The following is a 12,356-nucleotide window of genomic DNA, read 5'->3' on the forward strand; positions in this document are numbered from 1 at the left end:
ATAGGAAGGAGGAATTCCAATGCCAAAAGTTACTGTATATAACCAAACTGGTTCACAGGTTGGTGAAATCGAATTAGCAGAAGCTATTTTCGGTATCGAACCAAATGAAGCTGTACTTTTCGAAGCTGTAATGATGCAACGTGCATCTTTACGTCAAGGTACACACAAAGTAAAAACTCGCTCTGAAGTACGTGGTGGTGGTCGTAAACCATGGCGTCAAAAAGGAACTGGACGTGCTCGTCAAGGTTCTATCCGCTCTCCTCAATGGCGCGGTGGTGGTACGGTATTCGGACCTACACCAAGAAGCTATGCTTACAAACTTCCTAAGAAAGTTCGTCGCTTAGCAATCAAATCTGCATTAGCTACTAAAGTAGTTGAGAACAACATTGTAGTTCTTGAAGACCTAGTGTTAAATGCACCGAAAACAAAAGACATGGTAGCAGTACTTAAAGGATTAGCTGTAGAGAAGAAAGCTCTTATCGTAACTGCTGATGCAAACGAAGCTGTAGAGTTATCTGCTCGCAACATTCCTGGGGTAACAGTAATCACTGCTGATGGCGTAAACGTTTTAGACGTGCTTCATCATGATAAGCTAATCATGACAAAAGCGGCAGTGGAAAAAGTAGAGGAGGTGCTTGCATAATGAGAGATCCTCGTGATATCATTAAGCGCCCAGTTATCACTGAACGTTCTATGGAAATGATGGCTGAAAAAAAATACACGTTCGATGTGGACGTTAAATCTAATAAAACAGAAGTTAAAGATGCTGTAGAAGCGATCTTTGGTGTTAAAGTAGAAAAAGTGAACATCATGAACTACAAGCCGAAAGCAAAACGCGTTGGTCGTCACGCTGGTTTTACTAGCCGTCGTCGTAAAGCAATCGTTAAGCTAACTGCTGACAGCAAAGAAATCGAAATCTTCCAAGGTGTTTAATTCTTACTAAAGAAGGAGGGAAATTGAGATGGCAATTAAAAAGTATAATCCAACTACTAACGGTCGTCGTAACATGACTACGAATGATTTCGCTGAAATCACGACTGACAGACCGGAAAAGTCTTTACTTGCTCCTTTAAGCAAAAAGGCTGGTCGTAATAACCAAGGTAAAATTACTGTACGTCACCAAGGTGGCGGACATAAGCGTCAATACCGTATCATCGACTTTAAGCGTAACAAAGATGGAATTCCAGGACGCGTTGCTACGATCGAATACGATCCAAACCGCTCTGCGAATATCGCATTAATTAACTACGTTGACGGTGAAAAACGTTACATTCTTGCTCCTAAAAACTTAGAAGTAGGTATGGAAATTATGTCTGGCGCTGATGCTGACATTAAAATCGGTAACGCATTACCATTAATCAACATTCCAGTAGGTACTGTTGTTCATAACATCGAGCTTAAACCAGGCCGTGGTGGACAATTAGTTCGTTCTGCTGGTACATCTGCACAAGTACTTGGTAAAGAAGGTAAATACGTTCTTGTACGTTTAACTTCTGGTGAAGTACGCCTAGTATTATCTGCTTGTCGTGCTACTGTAGGTCAAGTAGGTAACGAATCACATGAACTTATCAAAATCGGTAAAGCAGGTCGCTCTCGCTGGTTAGGTAAGCGCCCAACTGTTCGTGGTTCTGTAATGAACCCAGTTGATCACCCACACGGTGGTGGTGAAGGTCGCTCTCCAATCGGACGTAAGTCTCCAATGTCTCCATGGGGTAAACCAACTCTTGGATTCAAGACTCGTAAGAAAAATAAAGCGTCTGATAAATTCATCGTTCGTCGTCGTAAAAAATAATGGGGTTGTAGTACGGTTCACTTTTGGAACCGTACGGCAATCACGAAGGGAGGCACCACAATGGCTCGTAGCTTAAAAAAAGGACCATTTGTTGATGATCACTTAATGAATAAAGTTGCAAAGTTAAACGAAACTGAGCAAAAGCAAGTTGTTAAAACTTGGTCTCGTCGTTCAACAATCTTCCCTCAGTTCATTGGTCACACAATCGCTGTATATGACGGTCGCAAACACGTACCTGTATACATCACTGAGGACATGGTTGGCCACAAGTTAGGTGAATTCGCACCAACTCGTACGTACAAAGGTCATGATGCTGACGATAAGAAAACTAGAAGATAATGAGAGGAGGCACTTCAATGCAAGCTAAAGCAGTAGCGAGAACAGTTCGTATTGCTCCTCGTAAAGTTCGTTTAGTAGTAGACTTAATCCGAGGCAAGCAAGTGGGTGAAGCGATCGCTATCCTTAACCACACACCAAAAACTGCTTCTCCAGTTGTAGAGAAAGTTTTAAAATCTGCAATCGCAAACGCAGAGCATAACTACGAAATGGATGTAAACAACTTAGTTGTTGAAAAAGTTTTCGTTGACGAAGGTCCAACGTTAAAACGTTTCCGTCCACGTGCAATGGGTCGTGCAAGCCAAATTAACAAACGCACAAGCCACATCACAGTTGTGGTATCAGAAAAGAAGGAGGGATAATCGATGGGTCAAAAGGTTAATCCAGTCGGTCTTCGTGTCGGTGTTATTCGTGATTGGGAATCTCGCTGGTTCGCTGAGAAAGATTACGCTACACTTCTTCATGAAGACATCAAAATTCGTGAATACATCGCAGCTCGCTTAAAAGATTCTTCTGTTTCTAAAGTAGAAATCGAGCGTGCAGCAAATCGTGTAAATGTTACAATTCACACTGCAAAACCTGGTATGGTAATTGGTAAAGGTGGTACTGAAGTTGAAGCACTTCGTAAAGCTCTTAACCAATTAACAGGCAAGCGTGTACACATCAACATCTTAGAAGTTAAGAGAGCTGATCTTGACGCTAAATTAGTAGCGGAAAATATCGCTCGTCAATTAGAAAACCGTGTATCTTTCCGTCGTGCACAAAAGCAAGTTATTCAACGTGCTATGCGCGCAGGTGCTAAAGGTATTAAAACACAGGTTTCTGGTCGTCTTGGCGGAGCAGATATCGCTCGTGCAGAATCTTACAGTGAAGGAACTGTTCCACTTCATACACTTCGCGCTGATATTGACTATGCAACAGCTGAAGCTGATACAACATACGGTAAATTAGGCGTAAAAGTATGGATCTACCGTGGAGAAGTCCTTCCTACAAAAAAGAAAGCTTCTGAGGAAGGAGGAAAATAATATGTTAATGCCAAAACGCGTAAAATATCGTAGAGAGCATCGTGGTAAAATGCGTGGTCGTGCTAAAGGTGGTACGGAAATCGCATTTGGTGAGTTCGGTCTTCAAGCACAAGATGCTTCATGGATCACTAACCGTCAAATCGAAGCTGCTCGTCGTGCAATGACTCGTTACATGAAACGTGGCGGTAAAGTTTGGATTAAAATTTTCCCTTCTAAACCTTACACTGCAAAACCTCTTGAAGTACGTATGGGTTCCGGTAAAGGGGCACCAGAAGGCTGGGTAGCAGTAGTAAAACCTGGGAAAATTATGTTTGAAATCGCGGGTGTATCTGAAGAGGTAGCACGCGAAGCATTACGTCTTGCAGCTCACAAATTACCAGTGAAATGTAAATTCGTAAAACGTGAAGAAAATGGTGGTGAATCTAATGAAAACTAATGATATTCGTGAATTAACCACTGCCGAAATCGAAACAAAAGTTAAAGCGTTAAAGGAAGAGTTGTTTAACCTTCGCTTCCAACTTGCTACAGGACAATTAGAGAATCCAACACGCATCCGTGAAGTGCGTAAAGCGATCGCTCGTATGAAAACTGTAGTTCGTGAAAGAGAGATCGGAATTAATCGATAAATTGAGGGGAGGTTTGCAAAGTGAGCGAACGTAACCAACGCAAAGTTTATACTGGTCGTGTTGTATCTGACAAAATGGACAAAACGATTACAGTTTTAGTTGAAACTTACAAAACTCATTCCTTGTACGGAAAGCGCGTTAAGTATTCTAAGAAGTACAAAGCCCATGATGAGCAAAACCAAGCAAAAGTTGGCGATATCGTTAAAATCATGGAAACTCGCCCGCTTTCTGCTACTAAGCGTTTCCGTTTAGTTGAAATCGTTGAAGAAGCGGTTATTATCTAAATAGACGAATCGGAATTTTAAGTCCGAAGGGAGGTTTCATAACATGATCCAACAAGAATCTCGTTTGAAAGTTGCTGACAACTCTGGTGCACGTGAACTTTTAACAATTAAGGTATTAGGCGGCTCTGGTCGTAAATATGCTAACATCGGTGATATTATCGTTGCTACGGTAAAACAAGCAACACCAGGTGGCGTTGTTAAAAAAGGTGACGTTGTTAAAGCAGTAGTAGTACGTACGAAGAGCGGTGCTCGTCGTCCAGATGGTTCTTACATCCGTTTTGATGAAAACGCAGCTGTTATCATTAAAGATGACAAGAGCCCACGCGGTACTCGTATCTTCGGACCAGTAGCTCGTGAACTACGTGATAGCAACTTCATGAAGATCGTTTCTTTAGCTCCAGAAGTTCTATAATTTGAGGTATTGCCTTGCTAAGGAGGTGCAGAATTAAGATGCATGTAAAAAAAGGTGATAAAGTACAGGTAATCACTGGTAAAGACAAAGGAAAACAAGGTGTTATCCTTGTTGCTTTCCCAAAGCAAAACCGTGTTATCGTTGAGGGTGTTAACATCGTTAAGAAGCACTCTAAGCCATCTCAATTAAATCCACAAGGTGGAATCATCACGAAAGAAGCACCTATTCACGTGTCTAATGTTATGCCATTAGATCCGAAAACAGGTGAACCTACTCGTGTAGGTTACAAAGTGGAAGATGGTAAAAAAGTTCGTATTGCAAAAAAATCTGGTGAATTATTAGATAAATAATTTTCTTAAGAAAGGAGGTCACTTCATTGAATCGCCTTAAAGAGAAGTTCCAAAAGGAAATTACTCCTGCTCTAATGAGCAAGTTTAACTATAAATCTGTAATGCAAGTACCGAAGATCGAAAAGATCGTTATCAACACTGGTGTTGGTGATGCGGTAGCAAACTCTAAAGCATTAGACAATGCTGTAGAAGAATTAACTCAAATCGCAGGTCAAAAGCCTGTAATCACTCGTGCTAAGAAATCTATCGCTGGTTTCCGTCTACGTGAAGGTATGCCAATCGGAGCGAAAGTTACTTTACGCGGTGAGCAAATGTATGAGTTCTTCGACAAATTAGTATCTGTTTCTTTACCACGTGTACGTGATTTCCGTGGTGTATCTAAGAAATCTTTCGATGGTCGTGGTAACTATACATTAGGTGTTAAAGAGCAACTTATTTTCCCTGAGATCGATTATGATAAAGTAAGCAAAGTCCGCGGTATGGACATCGTAATCGTTACTACAGCGAACACTGACGAAGAAGCTCGTGAACTTTTAACACAATTCGGTATGCCATTCCAAAAATAATGGAAGCCAACGCTAAGTAGAGGAGGCGAAAACGTGGCTAAAAAATCTATGATTGCGAAACAAAAGCGTACTCCTAAGTTTAAAGTACAAGAGTATACACGTTGCGAGCGCTGCGGTCGTCCGCATTCTGTATACCGCAAATTTAAACTTTGCCGTATTTGTTTCCGTGAACTTGCATATAAAGGTCAAATTCCTGGTGTTAAAAAAGCTAGTTGGTAAAACCCACAAATGGGAAGGAGGTAAAACACATGGTGATGACAGATCCAATTGCAGATATGCTTACTCGCATCCGTAATGCGAACATGGTACGTCATGAGAAATTAGAGGTTCCTGCTTCTAAAATCAAAAAAGAGATCGCTGAACTTTTAAAACGTGAAGGTTTCATTCGTGATGTAGAATACATCGAGGATAACAAACAAGGTATCCTTCGTATTTTCCTGAAATATGGTGCAAACAATGAACGTGTAATCACTGGATTAAAACGTATCAGTAAGCCTGGCTTACGCGTTTACGCTAAAGCTGACGAAGTACCACGTGTACTTAACGGATTAGGTATCGCTCTTGTTTCTACATCTAAGGGAGTAATGACGGACAAAGACGCTCGTCAGTTACAAACAGGTGGAGAAGTAGTAGCATACGTTTGGTAATTAATATTGAAACGAACGGAGGTGTGACAACATGTCTCGTATTGGTAAAAAGATTCTTGAAATCCCTGCAGGTGTTACTATCACAGTAACAGAAAACAATACTGTAACAGTAAAAGGACCTAAAGGTGAATTAACTCGTACATTCAATGCTGATATGTCTATCAAAATTGAAGAAAACATCCTAACAGTAGAGCGTCCATCTGAACAGAAGGAACACCGTGCATTACATGGTACAACTCGTGCTTTACTAGGAAACATGGTTGAAGGTGTAACTACAGGTTTCACTCGTGGACTTGAATTAATCGGGGTTGGTTACCGTGCTCAAAAACAAGGTAACAAACTTGTATTAAGCGTAGGTTACTCTCATCCAGTTGAAATGACTCCTGAAGCGGGTCTTGAAGTTGAAGTTCCTGCTCCAACTAAGATCGTGATTAAAGGTATCGACAAGCAACGTGTTGGCGAATTCGCTGCTAACGTTCGTGCTGTACGTGCTCCAGAACCTTACAAAGGTAAAGGAATTCGTTACGAAGGCGAAGTTGTTCGTCGTAAAGAAGGTAAAACTGCTAAGTAAGCCCGTTAGGTGAAAGAAAGGAGTGACAAGAATGATCACTAAAGCTGATAAAAATGCGACTCGTAAGAAAAGACATGCACGTGTACGTGCTAAACTTACTGGTACTGCAGAACGTCCACGTTTAAACGTATTCCGTTCTAATCAACACATTTACGCTCAAGTTATTGATGATGTGAATGGTGTAACATTAGTAAGTGCATCTACTCTTGATAAAGACCTTGCTCTTAACGGTACAGGCAACACTGAAGCTGCTACGAAAGTTGGCGAATTAGTTGCTAAGCGTGCTGTAGAGAAGGGTGTTAAAGAAGTAGTATTTGATCGCGGTGGTTATTTATACCATGGCCGTGTTAAAGCTCTAGCTGAAGCTGCTCGTGAGGCTGGATTACAATTTTAATGGTCAAAGGAGGGAAAATTGATGCGTCGCATTGACCCAAGTAAATTAGAACTTGAAGAACGTGTAGTTACGATAAACCGTGTTGCGAAAGTTGTTAAGGGTGGTCGTCGTTTCCGCTTTGCTGCACTAGTTGTAGTTGGTGATAAAAACGGTCATGTTGGATTCGGTACTGGTAAAGCTCAAGAGGTACCTGATGCTATTCGCAAAGCTATCGAAGATGCTAAGAAAAACTTAATCGAAGTACCATTAGTTGGTACATCAATTCCACACGAAATCATCGGACATTTCGGAGCTGGTGAAGTATTCCTAAAACCTGCTGCTGAAGGTACTGGAGTAATCGCTGGTGGACCTGTTCGTGCGGTTCTTGAATTAGCTGGTGTACAAGATATTCTTTCGAAATCTCTTGGTTCTAACACACCAATTAACATGATTCGCGCTACTGTGAACGGATTAAGCGAACTTAAGCGTGCTGAAGATGTTGCAAAATTACGCGGTAAATCTGTAGAAGAGCTACTAGGTTAAGAAGGAGGGAAAACAAATGGCGAAAAAGTTAGAAATTACCCTCACTCGTAGTGTAATTGGTCGTCCGCAAGATCAACGTGCGACTGTAGAAGCTTTAGGTCTTAAAAAGTTGAATTCAACTGTAGTTAAGGAAGAAACTCCTGCTATTCTTGGTATGATCAACAAAGTTTCTCACCTTGTAACTGTAAAAGAAGCTTAAGGATAACTCATTAATATAAGGAGGTGCCTGGGAATGAAACTTCATGAATTAAAACCTGCAGAAGGTTCTCGTAAAGTACGTAACCGTGTCGGTCGCGGTATCGGTTCTGGTAACGGTAAAACTGCTGGTAAAGGTCATAAAGGACAAAACGCACGTTCTGGCGGCGGTGTTCGTCTTGGCTTTGAAGGTGGTCAAACTCCATTATTCCGTCGTTTACCAAAACGCGGCTTCACAAACATTAACCGCAAAGAGTTTGCTATCGTAAACTTAGCGACGTTAAATCGTTTTGAAGATGGTACAGAAGTAACACCTGAATTATTGCTGGAAACTGGCGTTATCAGCAAATTAAACGACGGTGTTAAAGTTCTTGCAAGCGGAGCAGTTGAGAAAAAACTAACTGTTAAAGCGCACAAGTTCTCTTCAAGTGCTAAAGAAGCAATTGAAGCAGCTGGCGGAACAGTTGAGGTGATCTAATGTTTCGTACAATCTCCAACTTTATGCGCGTTGCTGAGATAAGACGTAAAATATTATTCACTTTAGCGATGTTAATCGTATTCAGGATTGGCACGTTTATCCCAGTGCCATTTACAAATGGAGACGTACTGAAAGCACAAGATCAGTTAAATGCATTAGGAATCCTTAATACATTTGGCGGTGGCGCTTTGAAAAACTTCTCCATCTTTGCGATGGGAATCATGCCGTATATTACAGCATCCATCATCGTGCAATTATTGCAGATGGATGTTGTTCCTAAATTTTCGGAATGGTCGAAGCAAGGCGAAATGGGCCGTCGTAAATTAACACAATTCACGCGTTACTTTACAATTGTTCTTGCGTTTATTCAGGGGTTTGGTATGTCAATCGGTTTTAACGGTATGGTAGGTGGGCAGTTAATTTTGAATCCAGGTTGGAGCACTTATTTATACATTGCTACGGTACTGACTGCTGGTACTGCATTTTTAATGTGGTTAGGTGAACAGATTACAGCTAAAGGTGTAGGGAATGGTATTTCCATCCTCATCTTTGCTGGTATTGCCGCAGCTATCCCAAGTGTAATATCTCAAGTGTATCAACAACAGTTTCAAAATGTCGGAGATCAACTGTTCATGAGTATCGTTAAAGTTGTATTGATATTACTAGCTGTGCTAGCAGTTGTTGTTGGAGTTATCTTCATTCAACAGGCTGTTAGAAAGATTCCAATTCAATATGCGAAGCGTGTAACAGGAGGAAATGGTAGTTATACTGGAGCACAAAACACACATTTACCTCTTAAGGTAAATAGTGCGGGTGTTATTCCAGTAATTTTTGCTGTTTCATTCTTGATTACGCCTCCAACTATTGCACAGTTCTTCCCGAAACATGATATATCGCAGTGGATTATCCAAAACTTTAACTATTCTCATCCAGTGGGAATGATTATATATGTTGCGCTCATTGTAGCCTTCACATATTTCTATGCATTTGTTCAGGTTAATCCAGAACAAATGTCAGAGAATCTAAACAAACAAGGTGGATATGTTCCTGGTATTCGTCCGGGTAAGAATACAGAGCAATATCTAACAAAAATCTTGTATCGTTTGACCTTTGTAGGATCTATTTTCCTAGCAGCGATTGCAATTCTACCAGTTATCTTTACGAAGCTGGGAAATCTTCCTCCATCTGCACAGATCGGTGGAACGAGTATGTTAATCGTTGTCGGCGTTGCTTTAGAAACAATGAAGCAGCTAGAAAGCCAACTGGTAAAACGCCATTACAAAGGGTTTATCAAGCAGTGAGTAAGTGGGAAGATGTGTCTTCCCTACATGCTCATTATGAGGGGGAACAAAGATGAACTTAATTTTAATGGGGCTTCCTGGTGCTGGTAAAGGTACACAAGCCGAACAGATTGTTGCCAAGTATAACATCCCTCACATCTCAACAGGAGATATGTTCCGTGCAGCTATGAAAGCTGAAACTGAACTTGGTTTACAAGCAAAATCTTTTATTGATAAAGGTGCGCTTGTACCAGATGAGGTTACAATTGGAATCGTTCGTGAACGTTTAAGCCAAGAAGACTGCGTGAAAGGCTTCTTATTAGACGGTTTTCCACGAACAGTTGCACAAGCATCTGCTCTTGAAGAGATTATGAAAGATCTTGGCAAAAAAATCGACTATGTTTTAAACATTAATGTGGATTCAGGATTGCTATTAAAACGTCTTACAGGCCGTCGCATTTGTAAAGAGTGCGGTGCGACTTACCACTTAGAATTCAATCCACCAGCAAAAGCTGATGTGTGCGATAAATGTGGTGGCGAATTATATCAACGCTCTGATGACAACGAAGAAACTGTAGCGAATCGTTTAGAGGTAAATATTAAGCAAACACAACCTTTGCTTGATTTCTATGAAGAGCTTGGTTACTTACAAAGCATTAATGGTGAGCAAGATATCAATAAAGTATTTGCTGATATCGATGTTCTCATCGGAGGCTTAGCGTAATGATCATTTGCAAAACTCCTCGCGAGATAGAAATCATGCGAGAAGCTGGCAGGATCGTTGCTTTAACTCATCAAGAGTTGAAAAAGCATATTACTCCAGGAATTACAACGAAAGAGCTCGATCAAATAGCGGAAAAGACGATTCGAAAATATGGTGCTACGCCATCTTTTAAAGGATACAATGGATTTCCGGGAAGCATCTGTGCTTCTGTAAATGAAGAGCTTGTACATGGGATTCCAGGAAGGCGCAAGCTCCAAGAGGGCGATATCATCAGTATCGATATTGGTGCGAAATACAATGGGTACCATGGAGATTCTGCATGGACGTATCCAGTAGGAAACATTTCTGAATCTGTTCAAAAGCTACTTGATGTCACAGAAAAATCGTTGTATCTTGGTCTAGAACAAATAAAACCAGGCGAGAGATTATCAAATGTCTCACATGCGATTCAAACGTATGTTGAAGATAATGGATTCTCAATCGTTAGGGAGTATGTTGGTCACGGAATCGGGCAAGACTTACATGAAGACCCTCAAATCCCGCACTATGGTCCACCAAATAAAGGTCCTAGATTAAAGCCGGGCATGGTCATCTGTGTTGAGCCGATGGTGAACCAAGGAAGACGATATGTAAAAACACTATCTGATGACTGGACAGTGGTAACGGTAGATGGTAAATGGTGTGCCCATTTTGAGCACACGATTGCTCTTACAGAAGCAGGATACGAAATCCTTACCACTTTATAAGTAGCTGGCTCTCCGGGATTTCAGAGCAGTGTAAAATGTTACTGATTTGAAGAAGGGAGAACTATTGAATGGCTAAAGATGATGTAATTGAAGTCGAAGGTACCGTTCTTGAAACGTTGCCAAATGCTATGTTCAAAGTAGAATTAGAGAATGGGCATGTCGTATTGGCTCACGTTTCTGGTAAAATCCGTATGAACTTCATTCGTATTTTACCAGGAGACAAAGTTACGGTAGAATTATCTCCGTACGATTTAAATCGTGGTCGTATTACGTACCGTTTTAAATAATATAGCACTCCGTAATCTTTAAGGAGGTTCGAGACATGAAAGTAAGACCGTCAGTTAAACCAATCTGCGAAAAATGTAAAGTTATTCGTAGACGTGGAAAAGTAATGGTTATTTGTGAAAACCCTAAACATAAACAAAAACAAGGTTAATCAGAAGGAGGTGCATTCGGAATGGCACGTATCGCAGGTGTAGATATTCCTCGTGACAAACGCGTTGTTATTTCTTTAACTTACGTATTCGGCATTGGTCGCACAACTGCTGAAAAAATTCTTGCTGAAGCTGGTGTTTCTGAAGAAACACGAGTTCGTGATTTAACGGAAGACGAATTAGGACGTATCCGTGATATCATCGATCGTATTAAAGTTGAGGGAGACCTTCGTCGTGAAGTATCACTTAACATTAAACGTCTAATGGAGATCGGTTCTTACCGTGGTCTTCGTCACCGTCGTGGTTTACCAGTTCGTGGTCAAAACTCTAAAAACAATGCTCGTACACGTAAAGGTCCACGTCGTACAGTAGCAAATAAAAAGAAATAATAAGTAAAGGAGGTTGAACTAACAATGGCACGTAAAACAAACACTCGTAAAAAACGTGTGAAAAAGAATATTGAAGCTGGTGTAGCTCATATTCGTTCTACTTTCAACAACACAATCGTAACACTTACAGATACTCACGGTAACGCGCTTTCTTGGTCTAGTGCTGGTGCACTTGGTTTCCGTGGATCTCGTAAATCTACTCCATTCGCTGCGCAAATGGCTGCTGAAACTGCTGCTAAAGTTGCAATGGAGCATGGTTTAAAAACTTTAGAGGTTACTGTAAAAGGTCCTGGTGCTGGTCGTGAAGCTGCAATTCGTGCTCTTCAAGCTGCAGGTCTAGAAGTAACAGCAATCAGAGATGTTACTCCAGTTCCTCATAATGGATGTCGTCCGCCAAAACGTCGTCGTGTTTAATTTTTCTGTATAGAATTTTCCCTTTTGTCTATAATGGATATGATGCATTATCGAGAAATTTCGTACAGAAACATCGCTTGTTGTGCACAATCGGGAACTGCCTAAGGGGGACTTTCGGTTAGACAGAGGTTTTTCCTTTGTTTAGCCGGGGTTTCGACGTTTTGAAGGAGG

26 protein-coding genes are annotated in these 12,356 nt (G+C 41.0%); all 26 read left to right on the top strand.

Features of this window, described 5'->3' with window-relative positions:
• Window positions 1-19 precede the first annotated feature (19 nt).
• Window positions 20-643, top strand: a complete 624-nt coding sequence (gene rplD, locus M014_RS0119240) for a 50S ribosomal protein L4 (protein WP_026593166.1) — start codon at window positions 20-22, stop codon at window positions 641-643.
• Window positions 643-933 (top strand): 50S ribosomal protein L23, encoded by a 291-nt coding sequence (rplW, locus tag M014_RS0119245; protein WP_026593167.1) that lies wholly within the window; start codon window positions 643-645, stop codon window positions 931-933. Before rplD ends, rplW begins: the two co-directional genes overlap by 1 nt.
• Window positions 934-961: 28 nt before the next feature.
• Window positions 962-1,792: a 50S ribosomal protein L2 gene (rplB, locus tag M014_RS0119250; RefSeq protein WP_026593168.1), complete on the top strand. Its 831-nt coding sequence runs from the start codon at window positions 962-964 to the stop codon at window positions 1,790-1,792.
• Between the two features lie 60 nt (window positions 1,793-1,852).
• Entirely contained in the window at window positions 1,853-2,131 is a 279-nt protein-coding gene (gene rpsS, locus M014_RS0119255) for a 30S ribosomal protein S19 (protein ID WP_017150130.1), read from the top strand.
• Between the two features lie 17 nt (window positions 2,132-2,148).
• On the top strand, window positions 2,149-2,490 hold the full coding sequence (rplV, locus tag M014_RS0119260; protein ID WP_011983250.1) for a 50S ribosomal protein L22: 342 nt from the start codon (window positions 2,149-2,151) through the stop codon (window positions 2,488-2,490).
• A 3-nt stretch (window positions 2,491-2,493) separates the two neighbouring features.
• Window positions 2,494-3,153 (top strand): 30S ribosomal protein S3, encoded by a 660-nt coding sequence (gene rpsC / locus M014_RS0119265; RefSeq protein WP_017150132.1) that lies wholly within the window; start codon window positions 2,494-2,496, stop codon window positions 3,151-3,153.
• Window position 3,154: 1 nt separating this feature from the next.
• Window positions 3,155-3,589 carry a 50S ribosomal protein L16 gene (gene rplP / locus M014_RS0119270; protein WP_026593169.1) on the top strand — a complete coding sequence of 145 codons (435 nt, stop codon included), beginning with the start codon at window positions 3,155-3,157 and terminating at the stop codon, window positions 3,587-3,589.
• Window positions 3,579-3,779, top strand: coding sequence for a 50S ribosomal protein L29 (gene rpmC, locus M014_RS0119275; RefSeq protein ID WP_000855718.1), 201 nt, complete (start codon window positions 3,579-3,581; stop codon window positions 3,777-3,779). Before rplP ends, rpmC begins: the two co-directional genes overlap by 11 nt.
• Window positions 3,780-3,799: 20 nt before the next feature.
• On the top strand, window positions 3,800-4,063 hold the full coding sequence (gene rpsQ, locus M014_RS0119280; protein ID WP_011983253.1) for a 30S ribosomal protein S17: 264 nt from the start codon (window positions 3,800-3,802) through the stop codon (window positions 4,061-4,063).
• Between the two features lie 43 nt (window positions 4,064-4,106).
• Window positions 4,107-4,475: a 50S ribosomal protein L14 gene (gene rplN / locus M014_RS0119285; RefSeq protein WP_011983254.1), complete on the top strand. Its 369-nt coding sequence runs from the start codon at window positions 4,107-4,109 to the stop codon at window positions 4,473-4,475.
• 38 nt (window positions 4,476-4,513) lie between these two features.
• Window positions 4,514-4,825, top strand: a complete 312-nt coding sequence (gene rplX, locus M014_RS0119290; protein WP_026593170.1) for a 50S ribosomal protein L24 — start codon at window positions 4,514-4,516, stop codon at window positions 4,823-4,825.
• Window positions 4,826-4,851: 26 nt separating this feature from the next.
• Window positions 4,852-5,391, top strand: a complete 540-nt coding sequence (rplE, locus tag M014_RS0119295; RefSeq protein ID WP_017150134.1) for a 50S ribosomal protein L5 — start codon at window positions 4,852-4,854, stop codon at window positions 5,389-5,391.
• 33 nt (window positions 5,392-5,424) lie between these two features.
• Window positions 5,425-5,610, top strand: a complete 186-nt coding sequence (gene rpsN, locus M014_RS0119300; RefSeq protein WP_001085700.1) for a 30S ribosomal protein S14 — start codon at window positions 5,425-5,427, stop codon at window positions 5,608-5,610.
• Window positions 5,611-5,639: 29 nt separating this feature from the next.
• Window positions 5,640-6,038 (top strand): 30S ribosomal protein S8, encoded by a 399-nt coding sequence (gene rpsH / locus M014_RS0119305; RefSeq protein WP_000245511.1) that lies wholly within the window; start codon window positions 5,640-5,642, stop codon window positions 6,036-6,038.
• Between the two features lie 31 nt (window positions 6,039-6,069).
• Window positions 6,070-6,609, top strand: a complete 540-nt coding sequence (rplF, locus tag M014_RS0119310; RefSeq protein WP_026593171.1) for a 50S ribosomal protein L6 — start codon at window positions 6,070-6,072, stop codon at window positions 6,607-6,609.
• A gap of 31 nt (window positions 6,610-6,640) precedes the next feature.
• Window positions 6,641-7,003 (top strand): 50S ribosomal protein L18, encoded by a 363-nt coding sequence (gene rplR, locus M014_RS0119315; RefSeq protein WP_017150136.1) that lies wholly within the window; start codon window positions 6,641-6,643, stop codon window positions 7,001-7,003.
• A 21-nt stretch (window positions 7,004-7,024) separates the two neighbouring features.
• A complete protein-coding gene (gene rpsE, locus M014_RS0119320) occupies window positions 7,025-7,525 on the top strand; it encodes a 30S ribosomal protein S5 (RefSeq protein ID WP_017150137.1) in 501 nt (166 codons plus the stop codon).
• A gap of 16 nt (window positions 7,526-7,541) precedes the next feature.
• Window positions 7,542-7,724: a 50S ribosomal protein L30 gene (gene rpmD / locus M014_RS0119325; RefSeq protein WP_001085234.1), complete on the top strand. Its 183-nt coding sequence runs from the start codon at window positions 7,542-7,544 to the stop codon at window positions 7,722-7,724.
• A gap of 33 nt (window positions 7,725-7,757) precedes the next feature.
• Window positions 7,758-8,198: a 50S ribosomal protein L15 gene (gene rplO / locus M014_RS0119330; protein ID WP_017150138.1), complete on the top strand. Its 441-nt coding sequence runs from the start codon at window positions 7,758-7,760 to the stop codon at window positions 8,196-8,198.
• Window positions 8,198-9,499: a preprotein translocase subunit SecY gene (gene secY / locus M014_RS0119335; RefSeq protein ID WP_026593172.1), complete on the top strand. Its 1,302-nt coding sequence runs from the start codon at window positions 8,198-8,200 to the stop codon at window positions 9,497-9,499. Before rplO ends, secY begins: the two co-directional genes overlap by 1 nt.
• Window positions 9,500-9,551: 52 nt before the next feature.
• Window positions 9,552-10,202: an adenylate kinase gene (locus M014_RS0119340; RefSeq protein ID WP_026593173.1), complete on the top strand. Its 651-nt coding sequence runs from the start codon at window positions 9,552-9,554 to the stop codon at window positions 10,200-10,202.
• On the top strand, window positions 10,202-10,948 hold the full coding sequence (gene map, locus M014_RS0119345; RefSeq protein ID WP_026593174.1) for a type I methionyl aminopeptidase: 747 nt from the start codon (window positions 10,202-10,204) through the stop codon (window positions 10,946-10,948). The genes M014_RS0119340 and map overlap by 1 nt, the downstream gene beginning before the upstream one ends.
• 68 nt (window positions 10,949-11,016) lie before the next feature.
• Window positions 11,017-11,235, top strand: a complete 219-nt coding sequence (infA, locus tag M014_RS0119350) for a translation initiation factor IF-1 (protein ID WP_001029884.1) — start codon at window positions 11,017-11,019, stop codon at window positions 11,233-11,235.
• 35 nt (window positions 11,236-11,270) lie between these two features.
• Entirely contained in the window at window positions 11,271-11,384 is a 114-nt protein-coding gene (rpmJ, locus tag M014_RS0119355) for a 50S ribosomal protein L36 (RefSeq protein ID WP_000868344.1), read from the top strand.
• 21 nt (window positions 11,385-11,405) lie between these two features.
• Window positions 11,406-11,771: a 30S ribosomal protein S13 gene (gene rpsM, locus M014_RS0119360; RefSeq protein ID WP_000090789.1), complete on the top strand. Its 366-nt coding sequence runs from the start codon at window positions 11,406-11,408 to the stop codon at window positions 11,769-11,771.
• Between the two features lie 24 nt (window positions 11,772-11,795).
• Window positions 11,796-12,185, top strand: a complete 390-nt coding sequence (gene rpsK, locus M014_RS0119365) for a 30S ribosomal protein S11 (RefSeq protein WP_000101801.1) — start codon at window positions 11,796-11,798, stop codon at window positions 12,183-12,185.
• Window positions 12,186-12,356: the final 171 nt, after the last annotated feature.

The sequence above is a fragment of the Bacillus sp. UNC437CL72CviS29 genome (assembly GCF_000482345.1).
Classification (GTDB): Bacteria; Bacillota; Bacilli; order Bacillales; family Bacillaceae_G; genus Bacillus_A; species Bacillus_A arachidis.

What these genes read in the sequence shown, in the direction of transcription:
- rplD (WP_026593166.1), top strand. Translation starts at nt 20, where the DNA reads ATGCCAAAAGTTACTGTATATAACCAAACTGGTTCACAGGTTGGTGAA.
- rplW (WP_026593167.1), top strand. Translation starts at nt 643, where the DNA reads ATGAGAGATCCTCGTGATATCATTAAGCGCCCAGTTATCACTGAACGT.
- rplB (WP_026593168.1), top strand. Translation starts at nt 962, where the DNA reads ATGGCAATTAAAAAGTATAATCCAACTACTAACGGTCGTCGTAACATG.
- rpsS (WP_017150130.1), top strand. Translation starts at nt 1,853, where the DNA reads ATGGCTCGTAGCTTAAAAAAAGGACCATTTGTTGATGATCACTTAATG.
- rplV (WP_011983250.1), top strand. Translation starts at nt 2,149, where the DNA reads ATGCAAGCTAAAGCAGTAGCGAGAACAGTTCGTATTGCTCCTCGTAAA.
- rpsC (WP_017150132.1), top strand. Translation starts at nt 2,494, where the DNA reads ATGGGTCAAAAGGTTAATCCAGTCGGTCTTCGTGTCGGTGTTATTCGT.
- rplP (WP_026593169.1), top strand. Translation starts at nt 3,155, where the DNA reads ATGTTAATGCCAAAACGCGTAAAATATCGTAGAGAGCATCGTGGTAAA.
- rpmC (WP_000855718.1), top strand. Translation starts at nt 3,579, where the DNA reads ATGAAAACTAATGATATTCGTGAATTAACCACTGCCGAAATCGAAACA.
- rplN (WP_011983254.1), top strand. Translation starts at nt 4,107, where the DNA reads ATGATCCAACAAGAATCTCGTTTGAAAGTTGCTGACAACTCTGGTGCA.
- rplX (WP_026593170.1), top strand. Translation starts at nt 4,514, where the DNA reads ATGCATGTAAAAAAAGGTGATAAAGTACAGGTAATCACTGGTAAAGAC.
- rpsH (WP_000245511.1), top strand. Translation starts at nt 5,640, where the DNA reads ATGGTGATGACAGATCCAATTGCAGATATGCTTACTCGCATCCGTAAT.
- rplF (WP_026593171.1), top strand. Translation starts at nt 6,070, where the DNA reads ATGTCTCGTATTGGTAAAAAGATTCTTGAAATCCCTGCAGGTGTTACT.
- rplR (WP_017150136.1), top strand. Translation starts at nt 6,641, where the DNA reads ATGATCACTAAAGCTGATAAAAATGCGACTCGTAAGAAAAGACATGCA.
- rpsE (WP_017150137.1), top strand. Translation starts at nt 7,025, where the DNA reads ATGCGTCGCATTGACCCAAGTAAATTAGAACTTGAAGAACGTGTAGTT.
- rpmD (WP_001085234.1), top strand. Translation starts at nt 7,542, where the DNA reads ATGGCGAAAAAGTTAGAAATTACCCTCACTCGTAGTGTAATTGGTCGT.
- rplO (WP_017150138.1), top strand. Translation starts at nt 7,758, where the DNA reads ATGAAACTTCATGAATTAAAACCTGCAGAAGGTTCTCGTAAAGTACGT.
- secY (WP_026593172.1), top strand. Translation starts at nt 8,198, where the DNA reads ATGTTTCGTACAATCTCCAACTTTATGCGCGTTGCTGAGATAAGACGT.
- M014_RS0119340 (WP_026593173.1), top strand. Translation starts at nt 9,552, where the DNA reads ATGAACTTAATTTTAATGGGGCTTCCTGGTGCTGGTAAAGGTACACAA.
- map (WP_026593174.1), top strand. Translation starts at nt 10,202, where the DNA reads ATGATCATTTGCAAAACTCCTCGCGAGATAGAAATCATGCGAGAAGCT.
- infA (WP_001029884.1), top strand. Translation starts at nt 11,017, where the DNA reads ATGGCTAAAGATGATGTAATTGAAGTCGAAGGTACCGTTCTTGAAACG.
- rpmJ (WP_000868344.1), top strand. Translation starts at nt 11,271, where the DNA reads ATGAAAGTAAGACCGTCAGTTAAACCAATCTGCGAAAAATGTAAAGTT.
- rpsM (WP_000090789.1), top strand. Translation starts at nt 11,406, where the DNA reads ATGGCACGTATCGCAGGTGTAGATATTCCTCGTGACAAACGCGTTGTT.
- rpsK (WP_000101801.1), top strand. Translation starts at nt 11,796, where the DNA reads ATGGCACGTAAAACAAACACTCGTAAAAAACGTGTGAAAAAGAATATT.